This is a genomic window from Pseudomonas sp. EA_5y_Pfl2_R50 (assembly GCF_963970475.1).
Taxonomy (GTDB): Bacteria; Pseudomonadota; Gammaproteobacteria; order Pseudomonadales; family Pseudomonadaceae; genus Aquipseudomonas.
This window is the reverse complement of the sequence record NZ_CAXAPT010000008.1, coordinates 89,951-111,028: the sequence shown is the minus strand read 5'-3', so window position 1 is coordinate 111,028 and position 21,078 is coordinate 89,951. Positions and strand designations below refer to the sequence as shown.

The window sequence follows — 21,078 nt, the reverse complement described above, 5'->3', positions numbered from 1 at the left end:
TTATTCATCATGGGCCGTAGCCTCCGCACTGATTGGGCTGGCGTATTCGGCCTTCAAACGTCCGTCCTGATCGAGCAGCCAGGCATCCATGACCTGACGCACCACGGGCGCGGCGACACCGGAACCGGACTCACCGTTCTCGACCATCACCGACACGACGATGCGCGGGTCATCGGCCGGCGCGAAACCGACGAACAAGGCGTGGTCGCGGTGACGCTCCTGAACCTTGGAGCGGTCGTACTTCTCGCCCTGCTTGATCGCCACGACCTGCGCCGTACCCGACTTGCCGGCGATGCGGTACTGCGCGCCGATGGCCGCCTTGCGCGCGGTACCGCGAGCACCATGCATCACCTGCTGCATGCCGTGGTTGACCTTGGTCCAGTCCGACGGGTCGCGCAGAACAATATTCGGCATCGGGTTTTCGTCGACCGGTTTCACCCCTTCGAGGGATTTCGCCAGGTGCGGGCGGTTCCAGATGCCTTTGTTGGCGACCAGCGCTGTGGCTTGGGCCAGTTGCAGCGGAGTCGACTGCATGTAGCCCTGGCCGATCCCCAGGATCAGGGTTTCGCCGGGGAACCACGCCTGTTTGCGCGTCGCTCGTTTCCACTCGCGGGACGGCATCAGGCCGGGGGATTCTTCGAACATGTCCAGCGAGACTTTCTGGCCGATGCCGAACTTGTTCATGTAAGCCGACAACCGATCAATCCCGAGCTTGTGGGCCAGGTCATAGAAGTAGGTGTCGTTGGAACGCATGATCGCCGTGTCGAGGTCGACGAAGCCGTCACCGGTGCGGTTCCAGTTACGGTATTTGTGATCGTAGTTGGGCAGCATGTAGTAGCCCGGGTCGAACACCCGGCTCGACGCCGTCACGACACCGGAATCGAGGCCGGCGATTGCCACTGCCGGTTTGATCGTCGATCCCGGCGGATACAGACCGCGCAGCACGCGATTGAACAGTGGCCGGTCGATGGAATCACGCAACTCGGCGTAGGCCTTGAAGCTGATCCCGGTGACGAACAGGTTCGGGTCGAAGCTCGGCTGGCTGACCATGGCCAGCACCTCGCCGGTCTTCGGATCGAGCGCCACCACCGCACCACGACGCCCGCCCAGCGCGGCTTCCGCCGCTTCCTGCAACTTGATGTCGAGGCTGAGGACGATGTCCTTGCCGGGAATCGGATCGGTACGCTTGAGCACGCGCAAGACGCGGCCGCGAGCGTTGGTCTCGACTTCTTCGTAACCCACCTGCCCGTGCAATTGCGACTCGTAAAAACGCTCGATGCCAGTTTTGCCGATGTGGTGGGTGCCGCTGTAGTTGACCGGATCGAGCGACTTCAGCTCTTTCTCGTTGATCCGCCCCATGTACCCCACCGAGTGCGCAAAATGCGCGCCCTGCGGGTAGTGACGAACCAGTTGCGCGACCACCTCTACCCCTGGCAGACGGAACTGGTTAACCGCAATCCGGGCGATCTGCTCTTCGGTCAGCTCGAACAGGATCGGCACCGGCTCGAACGGCCGGCGCCCCTGACGCATGCGTTTCTCGAAGATCACCCGGTCCTCGGGCGTCAGCTCCAGCACTTCGACGATCACGTCGAGCACTTGCTGCCAGTCACCAGAACGCTCGCGGGTCATGCTCAGGCTGAAGCTTGGCCGGTTGTCGGCCACCACCACGCCATTGCGGTCGAAAATCAGCCCGCGGGTCGGCGGAATCGGTTGCACATGGACGCGGTTGTTTTCCGAGAGTGTCGAGTGGTACTCGTACTGGATCACCTGCAAGTAATACAGCCGCGCGATCAATACGCCGATCAGCATCACAATCGCAATGGCCCCGAACACGACGCGGCTACGCACCAGACGTGCGTCCTTTTCGTGGTCCTTGATGCGGATCGGCTGAGACATGAGGGCAGGCTTACTTGTGGTAAGGGTGACCGGACAGCACGGTCCAGGCACGGTACAACTGTTCGCCGATGAGAATCCGCACCAGCGGGTGCGGCAACGTCAGCGGCGACAACGACCAGCGCTGGTCGGCACGGGCACAGACTTCCGGCGCCAGCCCTTCCGGGCCACCCACCATGAAGTTGACCGTGCGCGAATCCAGGCGCCAGCGGTCAAGCTCGACCGCCAGCTGCTCGGTGCTCCAGGGTTTGCCGTGGACTTCCAGCGTGACGATCCGCTCGTTCTGCCCGACCTTGGCCAGCATGGCTTCGCCTTCCTGGCGGATGAATCGGGCCACGTCGGCATTTTTGCCACGGGTATTGAGCGGTATTTCCACCAGTTCCAGCGCCAGCTCGGACGGAAGACGCTTGGCATATTCATGCCAGCCTTCTTCCACCCACTTGGGCATGCGTGAACCGACGGCGATCAGGCGCAGTCGCACAGCAATCCCTTACAGCTGGTCTTTGTTGAGCTTGGTGAAGTGCTCGTGGGTGTTTTCCGGGCTGTGGTGCTTGGCGTCGGCCGCACGGCTTTGCTCGGCACCGGCCCACAGGCGCTCCAGGTCGTAGAACTGACGCGCCGAGGCGGTCATCATGTGCACGATCACCAGGTCCAGGTCCAGCAGCACCCAATCGCTGTCGCCCTTGCCTTCTTCGCCCAGCGGCTTGGCGCCCTGCTTTTTGACTTCTTCGCGAACCTTGTCGAGCATCGCGTTGATCTGGCGGTTGGAAGTACCGGTGGCGATGATCATGTAGTCAGTGATGCTCTGCTTGTCGCGAACATCGATGACCTGAATGTCTTGCCCCTTGACGTCTTCCAGGGCAGCTACGGCCAGCTTGACCAGCTCGTCGCCCTTTAGTGGTTCGTTGGTATTGACCGGCTCAGGCAGCGGCGCGCTCTTGAACGTGCCTTTGCGCTTTACTTTGGTTTGGTCTTTGTCAGTCATATAAAACTCGTTTTGCTCATGTATTCGGCGGTCAGGGATACGGATATTCGTATCAGTGAAGCACGCCTTGTTCAGTTCGACGCACGGTACAGACCGTGCGCATCGATGTAGGCCAGGACCGCGTCGGGCACCAGGAAACGTACCGACTTACCGCTGGCCAGCAGTTGACGGATCTGGGTGGCGGAAACCGCGAGCGGTGTCTGCCAGACGAATGCAATCTGTCCGCTCGGCCCTTTCAGGGCCAGCGGGTCGCTCACCGAACGCGCTGCCAGCAGGTTGCGCAAGGCATCCGGCGGTTCGCTGTCGGCGTCCGGGCGCTGTAGCACCAGGATGTGGCAATGCTGGAGCAACTCTTCCCAGCGATGCCAAGTGGGCAGGCCGCAAAATGCGTCCCAGCCCAAAAGCAGAAAAACCTGGGTCTCGGCGGGCATTTCGGCGCGCATCGACTCCAGGGTATCTATGGTGTAGGACGGTTTGTCCCGCTGCAATTCGCGGGCATCCACCACCAGTGGCGGCACTCCGGCCACCGCGCTCTCGACCATCGCCAGCCGATCCTGCGCCGACACCTGCGGTGTATTGCGATGGGGCGGCCGCGCGCTCGGCGTCAGCCGCAGCTCATCAAGCGCCAGCGCTTGGGCAACTTCCAGCCCGCCGCGCAAATGGCCGATGTGCACCGGGTCGAACGTACCGCCCAGGACGCCGATGCGTCGCGGACGGGATTCGCTGCCGGGTTGCGGCGCTGTCAGGTCGAGTTCGGTCAAGTCAGACCGTCGCCTGGCCGCGCAACTGGCCATCACCGACCACGATGTACTTCTCGCAGGTCAGTCCTTCAAGGCCCACCGGGCCGCGGGCGTGCAGCTTATCAGTAGAAATGCCGATCTCGGCACCCAATCCGTATTCAAATCCATCGGCAAAGCACGTTGGCGTGTTGATCATCACCGACGCCGAGTCGACTTCCGCCACAAACCGGCGGGTATCGGCGAGGTTTTCGCTGACAATCGAGTCGGTGTGATGGGAGCCAAAATGGTTGATGTGTTCAATGGCCTGATCCAGACCGTCGACCACGCGAATCGACAGGATTGGCGCCAGATATTCGGTGCTCCAGTCGTCTTCGCTGGCGGCAACGGCCTCGATGATCGCACGGGTCCGCTCGCAGCCACGCAGTTCAACGCCTTTTTCACGGAACCGGGCCGCCATCGACGGCAGGAAATCCTTCGCAACCGTTTGATCGACCAGCAGCGTCTCCATCGCACCACAGATGCCATAGCGATAAGTCTTGGCATTGAAGGCGATGCGCTGGGCTTTCGGCAGATCGGCGTGGGCACTGACGTAAACGTGGCAGATACCGTCCAGATGCTTGATCACCGGCACGCGCGCATCGCGACTGATGCGCTCGATCAAGCCCCGGCCACCGCGCGGCACAATCACGTCGACGTACTCGGGCATGGTGATCATCGCGCCAACAGCGGCACGATCCGTGGTTTCGACCACTTGCACCACCGCTGCCGGCAATTCGGCCTCGGCCAGACCGCGCCGAATGCACGCGGCAATCGCCCGATTGGAATGAATCGCCTCGGAGCCACCGCGAAGGATGGTCGCGTTGCCGGACTTCAGGCACAGGCTCGCGGCATCGATGGTGACGTTTGGACGGGATTCGTAGATGATCCCGATCACGCCCAGCGGCACACGCATCTTGCCGACCTGGATGCCCGACGGACGGAAGCTCATGTCACGGATCGCACCGACCGGGTCCGGCAGCGCAGCGACCTGGCGCAAACCGACGATCATGCCGTCGATGCGCGCCGGAGTCAGTTCCAGACGTTCGAGCAGCGCAGGTTCCAGACCGTTGGCGCGACCGGCGGCCAAATCCTGCTCATTGGCTGCAGCCAGCTCGGCGCGAGCGGCATCCAGCGCATTGGCAGCGGCCTGCAAGGCGCGGTTTTTCTGCGCGGTGCTGGCACGGCCGATGACCCGGGAGGCTTCGCGGGCGGCGCGACCCAATCGGGTCATGTAGTCAAGAACGGACTCAGTCATGGTCTGCTGGGGTCTTGGCAAAGAGGAAAGCGGCAGATTATAGCTGCCGAGTCCCGGGACTAACAGCGGTGACGGGCGGATGGTCGAAATGAACCACGAATCGCCGACGTTCAGCCGTAATTAAGCTGTGGATTGTTATCATCGCGACCTCTTCAGCCGGGATAAACCTTGCCTGCCATGTCCAACCTGATCGTTCGCCCCCGCGCCGAGCGCCTGCCGCTGGGACTTCCGGACGCCTTTTTCGACCGTGATGCTCAAGTATTGGCCAAGGATCTGCTCGGCAAAGTCATCCGCCACCGGGTCGGCGACCTGTGGCTGAGCGCGCGAATCATTGAAACCGAAGCGTATTACTGCGCCGAGAAAGGCAGCCACGCTTCGCTTGGCTACACAGAAAAGCGTAAGGCTTTGTTTCTGGATGGCGGCTACATCTATATGTATTACGCCCGCGGCGGCGATTCGCTGAACTTCAGTGCCCAAGGGCCGGGAAACGCGGTGCTGATCAAGTCGGCGTATCCGTGGATCGATGAAGTCAGCGGCCCGGCAAGCCTCGCGCAGATGCTGGAGAACAACCCTGACGCCCTGGGTCGTCCGCGACCATCGCAAAAGCTCTGCGCCGGACAGACCTTGTTGTGCAAGGCGCTGGGACTGAAAGTGCCGATGTGGGACGCCAAACGTTTCGATCATGAAGTCCTTCTGGTAGAAGACACCGGGCCCGCGCCCGCGCACATCATCCAGACCACCCGCCTGGGCATTCCCCATGGCCGCGACGAACACTTGATGTACCGCTTCGTCGACGCCGCCTATGCGCAATGGTGTACGCGGAACCCGCTGCGCCGGGGTCAGGTCGAAGGGCGGGATTATTTCCTGGTGTAAAACCTGTTCCCTGCAGGAACTGCCGAAGGCTAAGGGTCCCAGCCTGCGGAAACCCCTGCACAGCGACAATCAATGAAATGGAGTTGTTTGTATGGGCCCATGGCTCGATAGTGTGACCGGTTGGCTGGCGGCCAATCCGCAGTGGCTGGCGGCAGCGGTGTTTATCGTCGCTTGCGTGGAATGCCTGGCGATTGCCGGCCTGATCGTGCCTGGCACGGTGTTGCTGTTTGCCGTGGCCGTAATGGCGGGCAGCGGCGCACTGTCGCTGAGCGAAACCCTGTTGCTGGGCTTCCTCGGCGGAATACTCGGTGATTTGATCTCGTATTTCCTCGGCCGCCACTTCCACCAGAATATCCGGCGCCTGCCGGGGCTGCGCCATCACCCGGAGTGGATGGCGGGTGCGGAGAGTTACTTCCAGCGCTATGGCATCGCCAGCCTGTTGGTCGGCCGTTTTATCGGCCCGCTGCGGCCCATGCTGCCGATGGTGGCGGGCATGTGCGACATGCCCTTCCCGCGCTTTGCCGCCGTCAGCCTGCTGGCCGCCGCTGGCTGGAGCCTCGCCTACCTGCTGCCAGGCTGGGCCACCGGCGCGGCGATTCGCTTGCCGCTGCCGGAAGGCTTCTGGCTTGAGGCCGCAATTGTCGCGGCCAGCATTGCGGCGATGGTCGGCCTCAGCGTCAACAGCAGCCTGCGCCGCCATCGCCGCGCGACGGTCTGGATCAGCAGCATGAGCCTGCTGATCCTGATCGGCCTGTTCATTGGCTACCCATATCTATCGGCGCTCGATCAGGGCGTGATGACACTCGTACAGGAACACCGCCAGCCAGTACTGGACGAAATCGCGGTGACCTTCACGCTGATCGGCGAGTTCCGCAACATGCTCATCTTTAGTGCATTGCTGACTGGCCTGTTGCTGTTGTGCAAACAATGGCGGCAGGCCATGTTTGTCGGCGGTACATTGCTGTTCACGGCGCTGGCGAACACCGCGACCAAGCAGTTCTTCGCTCGGGTCCGACCGGAAGTCCTGAGTGAACCGCTGACCAGTTTCAGCATGCCCAGCGGTCACGCCTCGGGTTCGTTTGCCTTGTTCCTCAGCCTGGCCGTGCTGGCCGGGCGCGGTCAACCGCCGCGCATGCGCCTGACATGGCTGCTGCTCGGCTGTATCCCGGCACTGGCGATTGCATTGTCACGGGTATACCTGGGGGCGCATTGGCCGACCGATATTCTGGCCGGCGCCATGCTGGCGGCTTGCGTATGCGCAGCCGCCCTGTGGCTGAGTCAACGCCAGACCGCGCTGGAAGCCATGCCGCAGAAAGTCTGGTGGCTGGTGTTGCCGGCGCTGGTCGCCCTGTTCGGTTTCTTCGTCCTGCGGCATTTGCCGCACACGATGTTACGTTACGCCTATTGAGGGAAAACTTTGATGGGCGCTGCCGAGGCTATCGGATCGCATCGGCTGGCGCTCATCATTACTCTGCGGGTTTTTCGATAACTTTCAGCACGAATGCAACAGGCGTGTTATTGAAGGCATCGTGCTCGGTTGCATTAGGATCAATATCCTTGAAATAACGCTTACCGCTTTCATCAGTCACGTATAACGGATTGACACCTTCGGTCGCGAGACAGACATAACAAGGACCATTGCCCAGATCGCTGAACCGGGCACTTTCTACGCCATGTTTCAACAACGTGAACTGACTGCTTTGAGCCACGTCACTGACGAACACATGGCGAGTCGATTGACTGATTGCCAGATACCCCTCATCAAGATCACCTTTTAAAATGGTCTTGATTGCATACTTGTTACCCTGCGGAATCAACCTGAACAAAAGCGGCTTGTCATCTTCATGATCAGCCAATGTAAGAAAGTCCGAACCCTCACGACTCGCCAGCGCCACTTCGACATCCAGCCGCTCGCGCCGGGTGATCCGCGGATCGCGCAATCTCAGCTTCAGACGCTGCTGGTTAAGTACCACCGGCAGGCCGTCGACATAAAGATTTACGGAAAATGGCTGGTTATTGATTTTTATTGAAGACATACAAATTGCTCACACGCAGACGCCACGTTGTTTATAAAAACAAACGGCATTCATTGATAAAACAGGAACGTTATCTGGAAACGGCAAACGCCTGAAAACTGGCTGCTGTCACTGAAACTCTCGGCATGTCGCCATCAGGAATTTTTCCCACCTTTCGGTTACGACGGGCCACAACCATGCGATCAGCATAAACACAGGCCGCCTCAATAACATGTGAAACGTTATGATCAGTGTCTGCGTGTTTGAAAATGTACTTCCCCGCTATGTCGTCCCAGAACGCCCACTCATCTTCGTAAACTGTCATGACTTCATCCTTGTCATTATTAAATTCACCAACGTCGTGTTGATGAATAAAAATTAAGGCAAATACGAAGTCATCACAATACTGGCCACCGCCACGAGTTGATTCAGAGTGCAACTACGCGAACAATTCGCCCTGCAACTCATCAAGCAGCGCCTGGATCGCATCCAGCCGCTGCTGCGGGTCATCGAGTTGCAACAGATCAATTTTGTCTTCTTCAGCAAATGGCAAAAGATAGGCCAATTGATTAGCCAGGGACTGCTGACCCAGCACTTCGGTGTCCATGTTCAGCGCCTCGACCATCGGGTGTTCGGCCAGCGCCTTGAGCAGTGCGACCAGGTCGGCGTCTTCGTCCTGTAGCGGTTGCTCGGGCTCATCGTCGAGCCACTCGACTTCAGCGAGGATCAATTGGTCGCGCTGCACTTGCGTGCGCAACACATTGAAACGCCGTCCGCCCTGCACGCGAATCCCCAGCAAACCATTGTCCTGCTGCTGGAAATCAGTGATACGCGCCTCACAGCCGACCAAGGCAAAACCTTCAGGAGCGACGCCGACTTCATGGCCGTCGAGGATGCACACCACCCCGAAACCGCCGCTCTGCTTCATGCAGCGGCCGATCATGTCCAGATAGCGCGCCTCGAAAATCTGCAAGTCGAGGTTGCAGCCGGGAAACAGCACGGTGTTCAGCGGGAACAGCGGCAGACTCATAGACATATCCTTAAACCACCATCGACACCGCCAACGGCAGGAACACCGCCGTGGCCACGCCCATCAAACTCATTGCCAGCGCCGCGAAGGCGCCGCACTCATCACTTTCCTGCATGGCCACCGCCGTACCCACCGCGTGCGCGGTCATGCCCAGCGCCATGCCGCGCGCCTCAGGGCTGTGTACCCCGAGGCGGGTCAACAGCGTGGGACCGAAGATCGCGCCGATCACACCGGTGATCAACACGAACACCGCCGCCAGCGCCGCAACGCCACCGATCTGTTCGGCCACCAGCATCGCGATCGGCGAGGTCACCGACTTCGGCGCCATGGTCATCAGAATCATGTGCTCGGCGCCGAACCACCAGCCCAGCAATACACCCATGCCTGTGGCGACCGCACCACCTATCACCAGCGTAGTAAAAATCGGCCAGAACAATTGGCGAATACGCCGCAGATTGAGATACAGCGGCACCGCCAGTGCCACGGTCGCCGGGCCGAGCAGAATGCTGAGGATCTCGGTGCTCTTGCGGTATTCGGCGTAGGTCAGGCCGCAGCCTAACAGCACGCCGATCACCAACAGCATGGAGACCAGCACCGGTTGCAGAAAGATCCATCGGGTTTTCTCGAACGCCGCCAGCACCAGTTGATACGCACCGAGGGTGATGCCGATGCCGAACAGCGGATGATGAATGACCGAAGCCCAGGCACCTTGCCAGTCAAAAAGCATCAGGATTTCTCCGACCGGTGCGCATGAGGCTTGACCATGCGCTGCATGAGCACACCGGCGAAGGCCATCGACAGAATCAGCGACACTACCAGCGCGCCGACAATCGCCCAGAAATCCGCGGCAATCGCCGTCGCGTAGACCATCACCCCCACCGCCGGCGGCACCAGCAGCAGTGGCAGATAACGCAGCAGACTGCCGGCCGCGAGGTTCAGCGGTTCGCCGACTTCACCGCGAACGATGAGGAAAACCAGCAACAACAGCAAGCCGATGATCGGTCCCGGCAGCACTGGCAACAGCAGGTGATTGAGCGCCGTGCCGAGCAATTGAAACAGCACCAGCAGGGTCAGGCCACGTAGCAACATCCGACATCTCCATCTGACTTTTCACCCAGCAGGGGCCCGGCATTATAAGCACGCCTGCGCTATGGATCGGCATTCGCCAAAAGCATGGTCAGTTGACCTGAGCAAATCGCCATGATGATCTACAGTGGTTCGCAGGGCGGTCAAATCCCCCACCTGAAAAACTATAAAACCGATGAACCCAAGGAGAGTCTCAATGCCCTATGTTCCCGTTGCAGAGCTCAAAGATTATGTCGGCAAGGAACTCGGACGTTCCGAATGGCTCACCATCGATCAGGAACGCATCAACCTGTTCGCCGAAGCCACCGGTGATTATCAGTTCATTCACGTCGACCCGGTCAAAGCCGCGCAAACGCCTTTTGGCAGCACCATCGCCCATGGTTTCCTGTCGTTATCGCTGATCCCCAAATTGATGGAAGACATCCTCATCCTGCCGCAAGGCGTGAAGATGGTGGTCAACTATGGCCTGGACAGCGTGCGCTTCATCCAGCCGGTGAAGGTCAATTCGAAGGTCCGCCTGAAGGTCGACCTAGGCGAAGTGACCGAGAAGAAACCCGGCCAGTGGCTGCTCAAGGCGACCGCTACACTTGAGATAGAAGGTTCGGACAAACCGGCCTACATCGCCGAGCCGTTGTCGCTCTGCTTCGTCTGATCGTTCCGGATGCGAAGCAGCGCACGCTGTTTCGCGTCACCTGCCCGTCTACCGGCTGTATTAGGTCACATAGCTGCGGCATACTCGGTCGCCTAATTGCCCGGAACCCGCTATGCGATCTCTCGCCTCTCTTGCCCCGATTGCCTTGACGTTGATGCTCACCGCTTGCGGCGACGGCGAATCGCTGTTGCCGCCAGATGCGCGCCTGCCGGACGGCGGACGCTATCGTGGTGAACTAGTCGATGGCTTGCTGCAGGGCCAGGGCCGCGTCGACTATCCCAACGGCAGCTGGTATGCCGGGCAGTTCGACAAGGGCCAGTGGCATGGTCAGGGCGAATGGCATGGCAGCAACGGCGAGGTCTATCGCGGCCAGTTCCAGCAAGGCTTGTTCGACGGCCAGGGCAGCCTGACCACCAACGCCAGCAGTTACACCGGCGGCTTCAAGCAGGGCCGGCGCGAAGGCGAAGGCACGCTGAAAGAAAACGCCATGACCTACCGTGGCGAATTCAAGGCTGACCAGTATTCCGGGCTCGGCCGTCTGGAGATGGACGACGGTAGCGCCTATCAAGGCCAGTTCGCCCACGGCAAACCCAACGGCGAAGGCCAGCGCGGCGATGCCAGCGGCAACTCGTTCACGGGCCATTTCGTCAACGGTCAACTGGAAGGCAACGGCACGTTCAACAGCGCCGATGGCGACATCTATGTCGGCGGGTTCAAGAACAATCAATTGCACGGCAAGGGCCGCTACGAAAACGCCGACGGCGACGTGTGGCTCGGCCAGTTCAAGGACGGCGCGCTGACCGGCAAGGGCGAACTGATCGGCGCCGACGGCAGCCACTATATCGGTTCATTCAGCGACTGGCGCTTCAGTGGCCAGGGCCGTTTGAACCTGCCCGACGGCAGCTTCTATATCGGCGGTTTTGACAACGACAGTTACACGGGGCGCGGCACACTGGTGCTCACCGATGGCAACGTGATGAGCGGCAGCTGGATCAACGGCCAGCGTGTGCGCGATGCCGACGGCAAATTGCTGCCCGACACGCTGGAACTCGGCCTGCTCGCCCAAGGCCGCTTGCTCGACGATGCGCTGGCGGCCATTGCGCACTCGACCCCGGCAATCGAGCTGTACACCTTGACCCTCGGCGGTGACGGCAAACAAAGCGTGTTCCTGCGTGAATCCGACTACGTCGCCAACATGCTCAGCACACGCTTCGGTGCCTATGGCCAGATCCGTCTGGTCAATCACCGCGACCACCTCGGCGACCGGCCGATGGCCACCCGCGAGAACCTGCGCCGCGCCGCGCAGACCCTCGCAGAACGCAGCGGCCCGGAAGACTTGCTGTTCATCTACCTGACCAGCCACGGCACCGCCGAACACGAACTGGTGCTCGACCAGCCGCGCATGGAGCTGGCCGACCTGCCCGCCGATGAACTCGCCGCCGTGCTGGCGCCGCTGAAAAACCGCGACAAGATCATCGTGATTTCGTCGTGCTACTCCGGCGGCTTCATTCCGGCATTGAAAGATGAACGCACACTGATCATGACCGCCTCGCGCGCTGACCGGGTGTCGTTCGGCTGCTCGGAAGAAGCCAACTTCACCTACTTCGGCGATGCGCTGTTCGCCCAGGCGCTGAACCAGACCGATGATCTGGAGCAAGCCTTCAAACTGGCCAGGGCCACCGTCGCCGAGCGTGAACTGGCGGACAATTTCGAAGCCTCGGAGCCGCAGATCTGGGCGCCGAAAACCGTGCTGTCGCACTGGCAACTGCTGCGTAAACAGCAAGCCAGAAAAGCGTTGCAAAGTGCAGCATTGAACGACGGAGTGACAAAGAGCAACTAAGCTGAACAGTATCAAGGGAGAGACACTATGTACTTGACGCCTCAGCACGTATTGCTTGCCGGAGCCACCGGTTTGACCGGTGAACATCTACTCGACCGTTTGCTCAATGAGCCGACGATTTCACGCGTGCTCGCCCCTTCGCGTCGCCCATTGGCGGAACATCCGCATCTGGAAAACCCGGTGGGCGATCCCCAGGCGTTTCTGCCGCAACTCAGTGGCCGCGTCGATATCGCGTACTGCTGTCTCGGCACCACCATCAAGCAGGCGGGCTCCGAGGCGGCGTTTCGTGCAGTGGACCTGGACATGGTGGTGGCGTTCGCCAAGCGTGCCCGGGAAATGGGCGCGCGACATCTGATCGTGATCAGTGCGATTGGCGCTGATCCGAAATCCTCGGTTTTCTATAACCGGGTCAAAGGCGAGATGGAGCAGGCATTGCGTGCGCAGGACTGGCCGCAGTTGACCATCTGCCGGCCATCGCTGTTGTTGGGCGAGCGCACCGAGCCGCGTCTGGCCGAGCAATTGGCCGGGCCATTGTCGAAGCTGATTCCCGGCAAGTATCGCGGCATCGAAGCCTGCCAACTGGCCCGGGCGATGTGGCGCCTGGCGCTGGAGGAGCAGGATGGGGTGCGGGTAATCGAGTCGGATGAGCTGCGCAAGCTCGGCAAATAACCTGAAATCGCTATCGCCAGCAGGCTGGCTCCCACACTGATCTTCAGTGAACACAATACCTGTGGACAACTCGAAAACCTGTGGGAGCCAGCCTGCTGGCGGTGGAGTGTGCAGCGCTCCCCTACAATCCGCCAGTCGCCTGAAAACTCACGCCAATCACCGTCAGCAATGACAACGGCAACAACAGCGTATCGAGCAAAGCACTCGCCGGCAGATCGACGCCCGGGTAACCCGGTGCCTCAGCCCCGAACCGATCCATCGCGCAACAGCCGCCATTCAGCGCATACAAATCCAGCCGCGTTCCGGAATACACCACTGGCGCACCCGGTTTCGCCGCATCCAGGGTGCGCACGGTCGCACACCCGGTGAGCAGCAAGGCCAGCCCGATTGCCAGCAGCTTATTCATCACTGCTCAGATGATGCTCGCCCCAACGCGGCAGCATGTCCTGAGGAATGCCCAGCAGATTGAGAATCCGCGCCACGACGAAATCGATCAGGTCGTCGATGGTCTGCGGCTGGTGATAGAAGCCCGGCGACGCCGGCAGAATGGTCACGCCCATGTTCGACAGCTTGAGCATGTGCTCCAGATGAATACTCGAATACGGCGCCTCGCGCGGCACCAGAATCAACTGGCGGCGCTCTTTCAACGTCACGTCGGCAGCACGCTCGATCAGGTTGTTGCAGGCGCCCGTGGCAATCGCCGACAACGTCCCGGTCGAGCACGGCACCACGACCATCGCCGCTGGCGCCCCGGAGCCCGAGGCCACTGGCGACATCCAGTCTTCCTTGCCGTACACGCGGATCTGCCCCGCGGCCGCGCCGGTATATTCGGTGAGGAATGCCTGCATCATCTGCGGCTTGGGTGGCAGCGTCACATCGGTCTCGGTCGCCATCACCAGTTGCGCAGCCTTGGAAATCAGGAAGTGCACTTCGCGATCTTCCCGCACCAGGCAATCGAGCAGACGCAAGCCGTACTGCGCGCCAGACGCGCCGGTCATTGCCAGCGTGATGCGTTCCGGTCCGCCGTCCTGCGAAAGAGTGTTCATTGCAGCGCCTCGGCGAGTTTGCCATGCAGGCCGCCGAAGCCGCCGTTGCTCATGATTACCACGTGAGTACCGGGCTGGGCCTGGCTCTTCACGCGCTCGATGATGCCCTCCAGCGAATCGCTGACAATCGACGGCACGGTGCACAGCGCCGCTGTGCCGGCCAGATCCCAACCGAGATTGGCCGGTGCGTACCAGATCACCTGGTCGGCATCGACCACGCTGTCCGGCAAACCGTCACGGTGCGCGCCGAGCTTCATCGAGTTGGAGCGCGGTTCGATGATGGCGATCAGCGGTGCGTCGCCAATGCGTTTGCGCAGACCGTCGAGGGTGGTGGCGATGGCCGTCGGGTGGTGGGCGAAGTCGTCATAAATAGTGATGCCACGCACTTCGGCGACTTTCTCCATCCGGCGTTTGACGTTCTTGAACGCGCTCAGGCCGGCGATGCCCATCGACGGCACCACGCCGACATGCCGCGCCGCTGCCAATGCAGCCAAGGCGTTGGCGACGTTGTGCTGCCCTGTCAATTCCCACTCGACGGTGCCTTGCGACTCACCTTCAAACATCACTTCGAAGGCCGAGCCGTCTTCGCTCAGCAGTTTGACCTGCCACTGACCGCCAGCGCCGGTAGTCTGCACCGGCGTCCAGCAGCCCATTTCGATCACCCGCTGCAAGGCCGGCTCGGTGGTCGGATGAATCACCAGGCCTTCACTCGGGATGGTGCGCACCAAGTGGTGGAATTGCCGCTCGATGGCCGGCAGATCGGGGAATATGTCGGCGTGATCGAACTCAAGGTTGTTGAGGATCGCGGTGCGCGGGCGGTAATGAACGAACTTCGAACGCTTGTCGAAGAACGCACTGTCGTACTCGTCAGCTTCGATCACGAAGAACGGTGTACCGCCCAGTCGGGCCGATACCGAGAAATTCTGCGGCACGCCGCCGATCAGGAAGCCCGGGCTCATGCCGGCGTGTTCCAGCACCCAGGCAAGCATGCTGCTGGTGGTGGTCTTGCCGTGCGTACCGGCAACCGCCAGCACCCAGCGACCTTGCAACACATGGTCAGCCAGCCACTGCGGGCCGGACACGTAAGGCAAGCCTTTGTTCAGCACATATTCCACTGCCGGATTGCCACGCGACATGGCGTTGCCGATCACCACCAGATCCGGTGCCGGATCGAGCTGTGCCGGGTCGTAACCTTGAGTCAGTTGAATGCCCTGGGCTTCCAGCTGTGTGCTCATCGGCGGATAGACGTTGGCGTCGGAGCCCGTCACGTGATGGCCCAGCTCTTTGGCCAACACCGCCATCGAGCCCATGAAAGTCCCGCAGATACCCAGAATATGAATGTGCATAGTCGACCTCGTAAAACATGGCCGCAGGTTAGCGTAGGGAGGGGGAAATCGCACTCTTTAGGTGAGGAGCGTGGCCGGTTGGCCTGGCATTTGGGCTCGACTGAAGATTGTCGCCCTTCACCCCAGCCCTCTCCCGAGGGAGAGGGAGCCGATCTCGGTTGCTTTCAAATCCTGAGTTCGGCTCAATATTTCAGGTCGACGTAAATTGCCAGAACACCGCGGTCAGTCCCCTCTCCCTCTAGGAGAGGGTTAGGGTGAGGGCGCTAACTGACCCGCCGCTCAATCCCATGCTTGCGCAGCTTTCTGTAAAGCGTATTGCGGCTAACGCCCAGTTGCTCAGCGGTGCGGGTCATGTGCCACCGCGTTTGTTCAAGAACGCCGAGCAAGGCCAACCGCTCTGCATCTTCCAGTGGGTGTTCGCCAGACTCCGCAGGCGCAATGACTGGACGCCCCTGCCGAATCATCACCGGCAAATCCTCCACCCCGATCCGCCCGTTATCGCACAGCGCCGCCAGCGTGCGCAGTACATTGCGCAACTGCCGCACATTGCCCGGCCAGCTGAACGCCAGCAACGCCTGACGCGCCGGCGCGTCGATCAGTACCGCCTCAGCGCCCGCTTCCTCGGCCAACAGAAAGTCCAGCAGCTGCGCTTTATCGCCGCGCTCGCGCAAGGCCGGCAATGCCACTTCCAGCCCATTCAAGCGGTAATACAGATCCTCACGAAAACTGCCGTCCGCGACGCGCTCCAGCAGATTGCGGTGGGTCGCGCTGATGATGCGCACGTTGACTGACTCCGGCTCGCCACCGATGGGCACTACTTGTCGATCTTCCAGCACCCGCAGCAATCGGGTCTGCAAGGCCAGCGGCATGTCACCGATTTCGTCGAGGAACAACGTGCCACCATCGGCCTGCTGCAACTTGCCGCGCATGCCGTCCTTGCGCGCGCCGGTGAAACTGCCGCCGCGATAGCCGAACAGTTCGCTCTCGATCAGGCTTTCAGGAATCGCCGCGCAATTGAGCGCGACGAAAGCTTTGCTTGATCGCTGGCTGGCCTGGTGCACAGCCTTGGCGAAGGCCTCCTTGCCCGAGCCGGTTTCGCCATTGATCAACAACGGCACATCTCGCTCGAATACGCGCAGGGCTTTACGGAAATCGGCCTGCAACGCCTCATCACCCAGGCAGATGCCCGACAGACGCGGCGTTTCAACCACCGGCGCCGATACAATCGGTAAAGGTTTGCGCGACTCACCGCGCAGCACGGCAAACAGATGGCGGCCATCACGGGTGCGCAACGGCCAGCTGGCGCTGGCATTGGCACTCGCGCGACCGAGCAACTGATCCAGCGAGCAATCGAAAAACGCCTCCACCGGTTTGCCGAGCAAACCTCCGCGAATATGCCCGAGCAGGTTCAGCGCACTCTGGTTGACCGCGCTGATCCGCCCTTCTCCGTCGAACGCCAGCAAGCCTTCGCTGAACAGTCCGACCGATTCGGCCTGCAGATGAAAGCGCAGCAACCATTGATTATCGAAACAGCGCAGGAAGTAGCAGCTTTCGATCATCTTCGCCGACAGATTGACCAGCGCCATGGTGTGGAACTGGCTTTGTCGGGAGACATCGTGGCGCGCCGACGAAACATCGAGCACCGCGAGCAACTCGCCATGGGGATCGAACACCGGGCTCGCCGAGCAGGTCAGGCCGGTGTGGCGACCGCGAAAGTGTTCATCCTGATGAATGGTCAAGGCCTGACGCTCGACCAGGCATGTGCCGATGCCGTTGGTGCCTTCGCAGGCCTCACTCCAGTCGGCGCCGAGCCAGAGCCCGGCGCGCTCGAAGATCTTGCGTTCGGCCGGCGCGGTGACGCAGTTGAGGATCACCCCGCGCGCGTCGGTCAGCAGCACCGCATGACCGGCGCCGGAAAGCTGTTGGTGCAGACTGCTCATTTCATTGCCGGCGATCTGCAGTACCTGTTGCAGGCGCTCGCGGCTTTCCAGCACGCGCCCGTGTTCGAGCACGGTCGGCGCCATGGTCAGGGCCGGGTCGAGGTGATAGTCCTCAAGGCAACGCAGCCACGAACGGGCTATCGACGGATCAGCGCCGGGCCCCTGCAGGTGCGGTTTGCCCTGGGTAACAGTGAGAACCTGTTGGGCATGGCGACTCAAATGGTTGTCGTGCATTTCTTATTGTTCTCCCCGAGGCTCGACGGCCCAATGCTGAGGTGACGCCCAGCATCCTCCAGCCACCGACGCATTGCAATGCTGGCAAGACTGCCCGGTCACAGGCTGTGCCGGAAGCGGTACAAACTGTCACCCAGACTGTATCGAAACCGTCACAGGCACAATCCGCCCGTCCGACAAAAACCGCTCAACCCCTTGATTTACCTACCCTGCACGGCAGTGGCCCAACCTTTGCTCTACGCTTATAGCAAGCGCACTTGCGCGTTTCTCTAATAAGTACAAAGCCAAGGAGAACATCATCATGCGTTACGCTCACCCCGGTACTGAAGGCGCCAAAGTCTCGTTCAAGAGCAAGTACGGTAACTACATCGGCGGCGAGTTCGTCGCGCCTGTCAAAGGTCAGTACTTCACCAACACTTCGCCAGTGAATGGCCAGCCAATTGCCGAATTCCCCCGCTCCACTGCCGAAGACATCGACAAGGCACTGGACGCCGCCCACGCCGCTGCCGACGCGTGGGGCGCGACCTCCGTGCAGGCGCGCTCGCTGATCCTGCTGAAAATCGCCGACCGTATCGAAGAAAACCTCGAGCTGCTGGCGATCACCGAAACCTGGGACAACGGCAAAGCCATCCGCGAAACCCTCAATGCCGACATCCCGCTGGCCGCCGACCATTTCCGCTACTTCGCTGGCTGCCTGCGCGCCCAGGAAGGCAGTGCCGCCGAAATCGACGGTAACACCGTGGCGTACCACATTCATGAACCGCTGGGCGTGGTCGGCCAGATCATCCCGTGGAACTTCCCGCTGCTGATGGCTGCGTGGAAACTCGCGCCGGCGCTGGCTGCCGGTAACTGCGTGGTACTCAAGCCTGCCGAGCAGACACCGCTGGGCATCTGCGTGCTGATGGAGTTGATCGGCGATTTGTTGCCGCCGGGCGTGCTCAACGTCGTGCAAGGGTTCGGCAAAGAAGCCGGCGAGGCACTGGCAACCAGCAAACGCATCGCCAAGATCGCCTTCACTGGTTCGACCCCGGTTGGCTCGCACATCATGAAGTGCGCTGCCGAAAACATCATTCCGTCCACCGTGGAACTGGGCGGCAAATCGCCGAACATCTTCTTCGAAGACATCATGCAGGCCGAGCCGAGCTTTATCGAAAAAGCCGCTGAAGGTCTGGTGCTGGCGTTCTTCAACCAGGGCGAAGTGTGCACCTGCCCTTCCCGCGCACTGGTTCAGGAATCGATCTACGACGAATTCATGCAAGCGGTGATGAAGAAAGTCAGCCAGATCAAACGCGGCGATCCGCTGGACACCGACACCATGGTCGGCGCGCAGGCGTCCGAGCAGCAATTCGACAAGATTCTTTCTTACCTGGAAATCGCCAAGGGCGAAGGCGCCGAGCTGCTGACCGGCGGCAAGGTGGAAAAACTCGAGGGCAATCTGTCGACCGGCTATTACATCCAGCCGACCCTGCTCAAGGGCACCAACAAGATGCGCGTGTTCCAGGAAGAAATCTTCGGCCCGGTGGTGAGCATCACTACATTCAAGGACGAAGCCGAAGCCCTGGCGATTGCCAACGACACCGAGTTCGGCCTCGGCGCCGGCCTGTGGACTCGCGACATCAATCGCGCCTACCGCATGGGCCGCGCGATCAAGGCCGGTCGCGTGTGGACCAACTGCTACCACCTGTACCCGGCGCATGCCGCGTTCGGTGGATACAAGAAGTCCGGCGTCGGTCGTGAAACGCACAAGATGATGCTCGATCACTATCAGCAAACGAAAAACCTGCTGGTGAGCTACGACATCAATCCGTTGGGTTTCTTCTGATCCAGACAGGGTGAAGCAGGTGTTCCTGCTTCACCCTTTGGATTGTCTTCGCGAGCCGGCTCGCGAAAGCGGTGTGCCATTCAACCCGATAATGCCTGACGGAATATCGGGCCAATAAAACAATAAGAACGGTGAAACCTATGCCTGGCAAATCCCCGGCTGGCGCTCCGGCGACCGGCGCTTCCGTCGACTTCGAAAAAGTCGGATCGGATTACTTTCAACAACGCGAACTGAAAAAAGGTGCTGCCGGCTGGGTCCTGCTGGTGGGGCTAGGCGTTGCCTACGTGATTTCCGGTGACTATGCCGGCTGGAACTTCGGCTTGGCGCAGGGTGGCTGGGGCGGCATGTTCCTGGCGACGCTGCTGATGGCCACCATGTACCTGTGCATGTGCTTTTCACTGGCCGAGCTCTCTTCAATGATCCCCACTGCCGGCGGTGGCTACGGATTTGCCCGCAGTGCATTCGGGCCGTGGGGCGGGTTTCTCACCGGCACCGCGATCCTCATCGAATACGCCATTGCCCCGGCGGCTATCGCGGTGTTCATCGGTGCGTACTGCGAGTCGCTGTTCGGTATCGGCGGCTGGATGATCTATCTGGCCTTCTACATCATTTTCATTGCCATCCATATTTTCGGGGTCGGCGAAGCGCTCAAGCTGATGTTTGTCATCACGGCCATTGCCGCACTGGCATTGGGGGTGTTTCTGGTGGCGATGGTGCCGCACTTCGACGTTGCCAACCTGCTCGACATTCCGGTCACCGCTGCAGCGGGCGCCAGTGCGTTTCTGCCATTCGGCTATGTCGGCGTCTGGGCGGCGATTCCCTATGCAATCTGGTTCTTCCTTGCCGTTGAGGGCGTGCCCTTGGCCGCCGAGGAAACCAAGAACCCCAAGCGTGACCTGCCGCGCGGCTTGATCGGCGCCATGCTGGTGCTGCTTCTGTTTGCGCTGCTGATTCTGATCGTCGGCCCCGGCGGTGCGGGCGCCAACTCGTTGCTGACCTCCGGCAACCCGCTGGTCGAAGCGTTGAGCAAAGCCTATGGCGGCTCGACCTGGATGGGCAGTTTCGTCAACCTCGTAGGGCTGGCCGGGCTGATCGCCAGTTTCTTCTCGATCATCTACGCGTACTCGCGGCAGATTTTCGCGCTGTCACGGGCCGGCTACCTGCCACGCAAACTGTCCGAAACCAATAAAAGCAAAGCGCCGGTACTGGCATTGGTGATTCCCGGCATCATCGGCTTCGGCCTGTCGCTGACCGGGCAGGGCGACCTGCTGATTCTGGTGGCGGTGTTCGGCGCCACCATTTCCTACGTGCTGATGATGGCCGCGCACATCACCTTGCGCATTCGCCGCCCCAAAATGGACCGGCCTTACCGCACACCAGGTGGCATCTTTACCTCAGGCGTGGCCTTGGTGCTGGCCTGCATCGCCGTGGTGGCGGGCTTTCTCGTCGACCCACGGGTGGTGATTGGCGCCGCCGTCATCTATGGAGTGTTAATTGCTTACTTTGCACTCTACAGTCGACATTACTTGGTAGCAGGCACGCCGGAAGAAGAATTCGCGGCGATCCAGAAGGCTGAGGAAGCCTTGCACTGACGGTCGCAAACCACGGCGCAG

General features: G+C 60.8%; 21 protein-coding genes. 7 read left to right on the top strand and 14 right to left on the bottom strand.

What is annotated here, in order from left to right; translation table 11 throughout:
• The 5 genes from mrdA to AACY19_RS15460 all read right to left on the bottom strand — a co-directional run bounded on the left by mrdA (nucleotide 1) and on the right by AACY19_RS15460 (nucleotide 4,912).
• Nucleotides 1–1,896 carry a penicillin-binding protein 2 gene (gene mrdA / locus AACY19_RS15480; RefSeq protein ID WP_339451551.1) on the bottom strand — a complete coding sequence of 632 codons (1,896 nt, stop codon included), beginning with the start codon at nucleotides 1,894–1,896 and terminating at the stop codon, nucleotides 1–3.
• A gap of 10 nt (nucleotides 1,897–1,906) precedes the next feature.
• Entirely contained in the window at nucleotides 1,907–2,374 is a 468-nt protein-coding gene (gene rlmH, locus AACY19_RS15475) for a 23S rRNA (pseudouridine(1915)-N(3))-methyltransferase RlmH (RefSeq protein ID WP_009051038.1), read from the bottom strand.
• A gap of 9 nt (nucleotides 2,375–2,383) precedes the next feature.
• Entirely contained in the window at nucleotides 2,384–2,878 is a 495-nt protein-coding gene (gene rsfS, locus AACY19_RS15470; protein ID WP_339451549.1) for a ribosome silencing factor, read from the bottom strand.
• Nucleotides 2,879–2,949: 71 nt separating this feature from the next.
• Nucleotides 2,950–3,672 carry a nicotinate-nucleotide adenylyltransferase gene (gene nadD / locus AACY19_RS15465; RefSeq protein ID WP_339451547.1) on the bottom strand — a complete coding sequence of 241 codons (723 nt, stop codon included), beginning with the start codon at nucleotides 3,670–3,672 and terminating at the stop codon, nucleotides 2,950–2,952.
• A complete protein-coding gene (locus AACY19_RS15460; protein ID WP_339451545.1) occupies nucleotides 3,641–4,912 on the bottom strand; it encodes a glutamate-5-semialdehyde dehydrogenase in 1,272 nt (423 codons plus the stop codon). The genes nadD and AACY19_RS15460 overlap by 32 nt, the downstream gene beginning before the upstream one ends.
• 177 nt (nucleotides 4,913–5,089) lie before the next feature.
• On the opposite strand from AACY19_RS15460, the gene AACY19_RS15455 reads away from it, so the two are divergent.
• Together AACY19_RS15455 and AACY19_RS15450 are read left to right on the top strand one after the other, a co-directional pair.
• Nucleotides 5,090–5,785 carry a DNA-3-methyladenine glycosylase gene (locus tag AACY19_RS15455; RefSeq protein WP_339451894.1) on the top strand — a complete coding sequence of 232 codons (696 nt, stop codon included), beginning with the start codon at nucleotides 5,090–5,092 and terminating at the stop codon, nucleotides 5,783–5,785.
• A gap of 91 nt (nucleotides 5,786–5,876) precedes the next feature.
• Nucleotides 5,877–7,193 carry a bifunctional DedA family/phosphatase PAP2 family protein gene (locus AACY19_RS15450; protein ID WP_339451543.1) on the top strand — a complete coding sequence of 439 codons (1,317 nt, stop codon included), beginning with the start codon at nucleotides 5,877–5,879 and terminating at the stop codon, nucleotides 7,191–7,193.
• Nucleotides 7,194–7,251: 58 nt separating this feature from the next.
• Here AACY19_RS15450 and AACY19_RS15445 read toward each other — a convergent pair whose 3' ends face one another.
• The 5 genes from AACY19_RS15445 to AACY19_RS15425 all read right to left on the bottom strand — a co-directional run bounded on the left by AACY19_RS15445 (nucleotide 7,252) and on the right by AACY19_RS15425 (nucleotide 9,919).
• The gene (locus AACY19_RS15445; RefSeq protein WP_339451541.1) at nucleotides 7,252–7,821 is read right to left on the bottom strand and encodes a hypothetical protein; all 570 of its coding nucleotides are present in this window, start codon (nucleotides 7,819–7,821) and stop codon (nucleotides 7,252–7,254) included.
• A gap of 70 nt (nucleotides 7,822–7,891) precedes the next feature.
• Nucleotides 7,892–8,125, bottom strand: coding sequence for a hypothetical protein (locus tag AACY19_RS15440; RefSeq protein ID WP_339451539.1), 234 nt, complete (start codon nucleotides 8,123–8,125; stop codon nucleotides 7,892–7,894).
• Between the two features lie 114 nt (nucleotides 8,126–8,239).
• The gene (locus tag AACY19_RS15435; protein WP_339451537.1) at nucleotides 8,240–8,830 is read right to left on the bottom strand and encodes an LON peptidase substrate-binding domain-containing protein; all 591 of its coding nucleotides are present in this window, start codon (nucleotides 8,828–8,830) and stop codon (nucleotides 8,240–8,242) included.
• A 10-nt stretch (nucleotides 8,831–8,840) separates the two neighbouring features.
• A complete protein-coding gene (locus AACY19_RS15430) occupies nucleotides 8,841–9,557 on the bottom strand; it encodes an LrgB family protein (protein ID WP_339451535.1) in 717 nt (238 codons plus the stop codon).
• Entirely contained in the window at nucleotides 9,557–9,919 is a 363-nt protein-coding gene (locus tag AACY19_RS15425; RefSeq protein ID WP_339451533.1) for a CidA/LrgA family protein, read from the bottom strand. The genes AACY19_RS15430 and AACY19_RS15425 overlap by 1 nt, the downstream gene beginning before the upstream one ends.
• 193 nt (nucleotides 9,920–10,112) lie before the next feature.
• Between AACY19_RS15425 and AACY19_RS15420 the strand changes: the two genes are divergently transcribed.
• From AACY19_RS15420 to AACY19_RS15410, 3 genes are all read left to right on the top strand, one after another.
• Entirely contained in the window at nucleotides 10,113–10,568 is a 456-nt protein-coding gene (locus AACY19_RS15420) for a MaoC family dehydratase (RefSeq protein WP_007909575.1), read from the top strand.
• Between the two features lie 112 nt (nucleotides 10,569–10,680).
• Nucleotides 10,681–12,408 (top strand): C13 family peptidase, encoded by a 1,728-nt coding sequence (locus AACY19_RS15415; protein WP_339451530.1) that lies wholly within the window; start codon nucleotides 10,681–10,683, stop codon nucleotides 12,406–12,408.
• 27 nt (nucleotides 12,409–12,435) lie between these two features.
• On the top strand, nucleotides 12,436–13,077 hold the full coding sequence (locus tag AACY19_RS15410; RefSeq protein WP_034153753.1) for an oxidoreductase: 642 nt from the start codon (nucleotides 12,436–12,438) through the stop codon (nucleotides 13,075–13,077).
• A 121-nt stretch (nucleotides 13,078–13,198) separates the two neighbouring features.
• Here AACY19_RS15410 and AACY19_RS15405 read toward each other — a convergent pair whose 3' ends face one another.
• From AACY19_RS15405 to AACY19_RS15390, 4 genes are all read right to left on the bottom strand, one after another.
• Nucleotides 13,199–13,483, bottom strand: coding sequence for a YceK/YidQ family lipoprotein (locus AACY19_RS15405; protein WP_339451525.1), 285 nt, complete (start codon nucleotides 13,481–13,483; stop codon nucleotides 13,199–13,201).
• Entirely contained in the window at nucleotides 13,476–14,123 is a 648-nt protein-coding gene (gene ubiX, locus AACY19_RS15400) for a flavin prenyltransferase UbiX (RefSeq protein WP_102354554.1), read from the bottom strand. The genes AACY19_RS15405 and ubiX overlap by 8 nt, the downstream gene beginning before the upstream one ends.
• A complete protein-coding gene (gene mpl / locus AACY19_RS15395; RefSeq protein WP_339451522.1) occupies nucleotides 14,120–15,469 on the bottom strand; it encodes a UDP-N-acetylmuramate:L-alanyl-gamma-D-glutamyl-meso-diaminopimelate ligase in 1,350 nt (449 codons plus the stop codon). The genes ubiX and mpl overlap by 4 nt, the downstream gene beginning before the upstream one ends.
• A 263-nt stretch (nucleotides 15,470–15,732) precedes the next feature.
• Nucleotides 15,733–17,643 (bottom strand): sigma-54-dependent Fis family transcriptional regulator, encoded by a 1,911-nt coding sequence (locus tag AACY19_RS15390; RefSeq protein WP_339451520.1) that lies wholly within the window; start codon nucleotides 17,641–17,643, stop codon nucleotides 15,733–15,735.
• A 301-nt stretch (nucleotides 17,644–17,944) separates the two neighbouring features.
• Here AACY19_RS15390 and exaC point away from each other — a divergent pair, with 301 nt between their 5' ends.
• Both exaC and eat read left to right on the top strand, forming a co-directional pair.
• Nucleotides 17,945–19,465 carry an acetaldehyde dehydrogenase ExaC gene (gene exaC, locus AACY19_RS15385; protein WP_339451518.1) on the top strand — a complete coding sequence of 507 codons (1,521 nt, stop codon included), beginning with the start codon at nucleotides 17,945–17,947 and terminating at the stop codon, nucleotides 19,463–19,465.
• 140 nt (nucleotides 19,466–19,605) lie between these two features.
• Entirely contained in the window at nucleotides 19,606–21,057 is a 1,452-nt protein-coding gene (eat, locus tag AACY19_RS15380) for an ethanolamine permease (protein ID WP_339451516.1), read from the top strand.
• The last annotated feature ends 21 nt before the right edge of the window (nucleotides 21,058–21,078 follow it).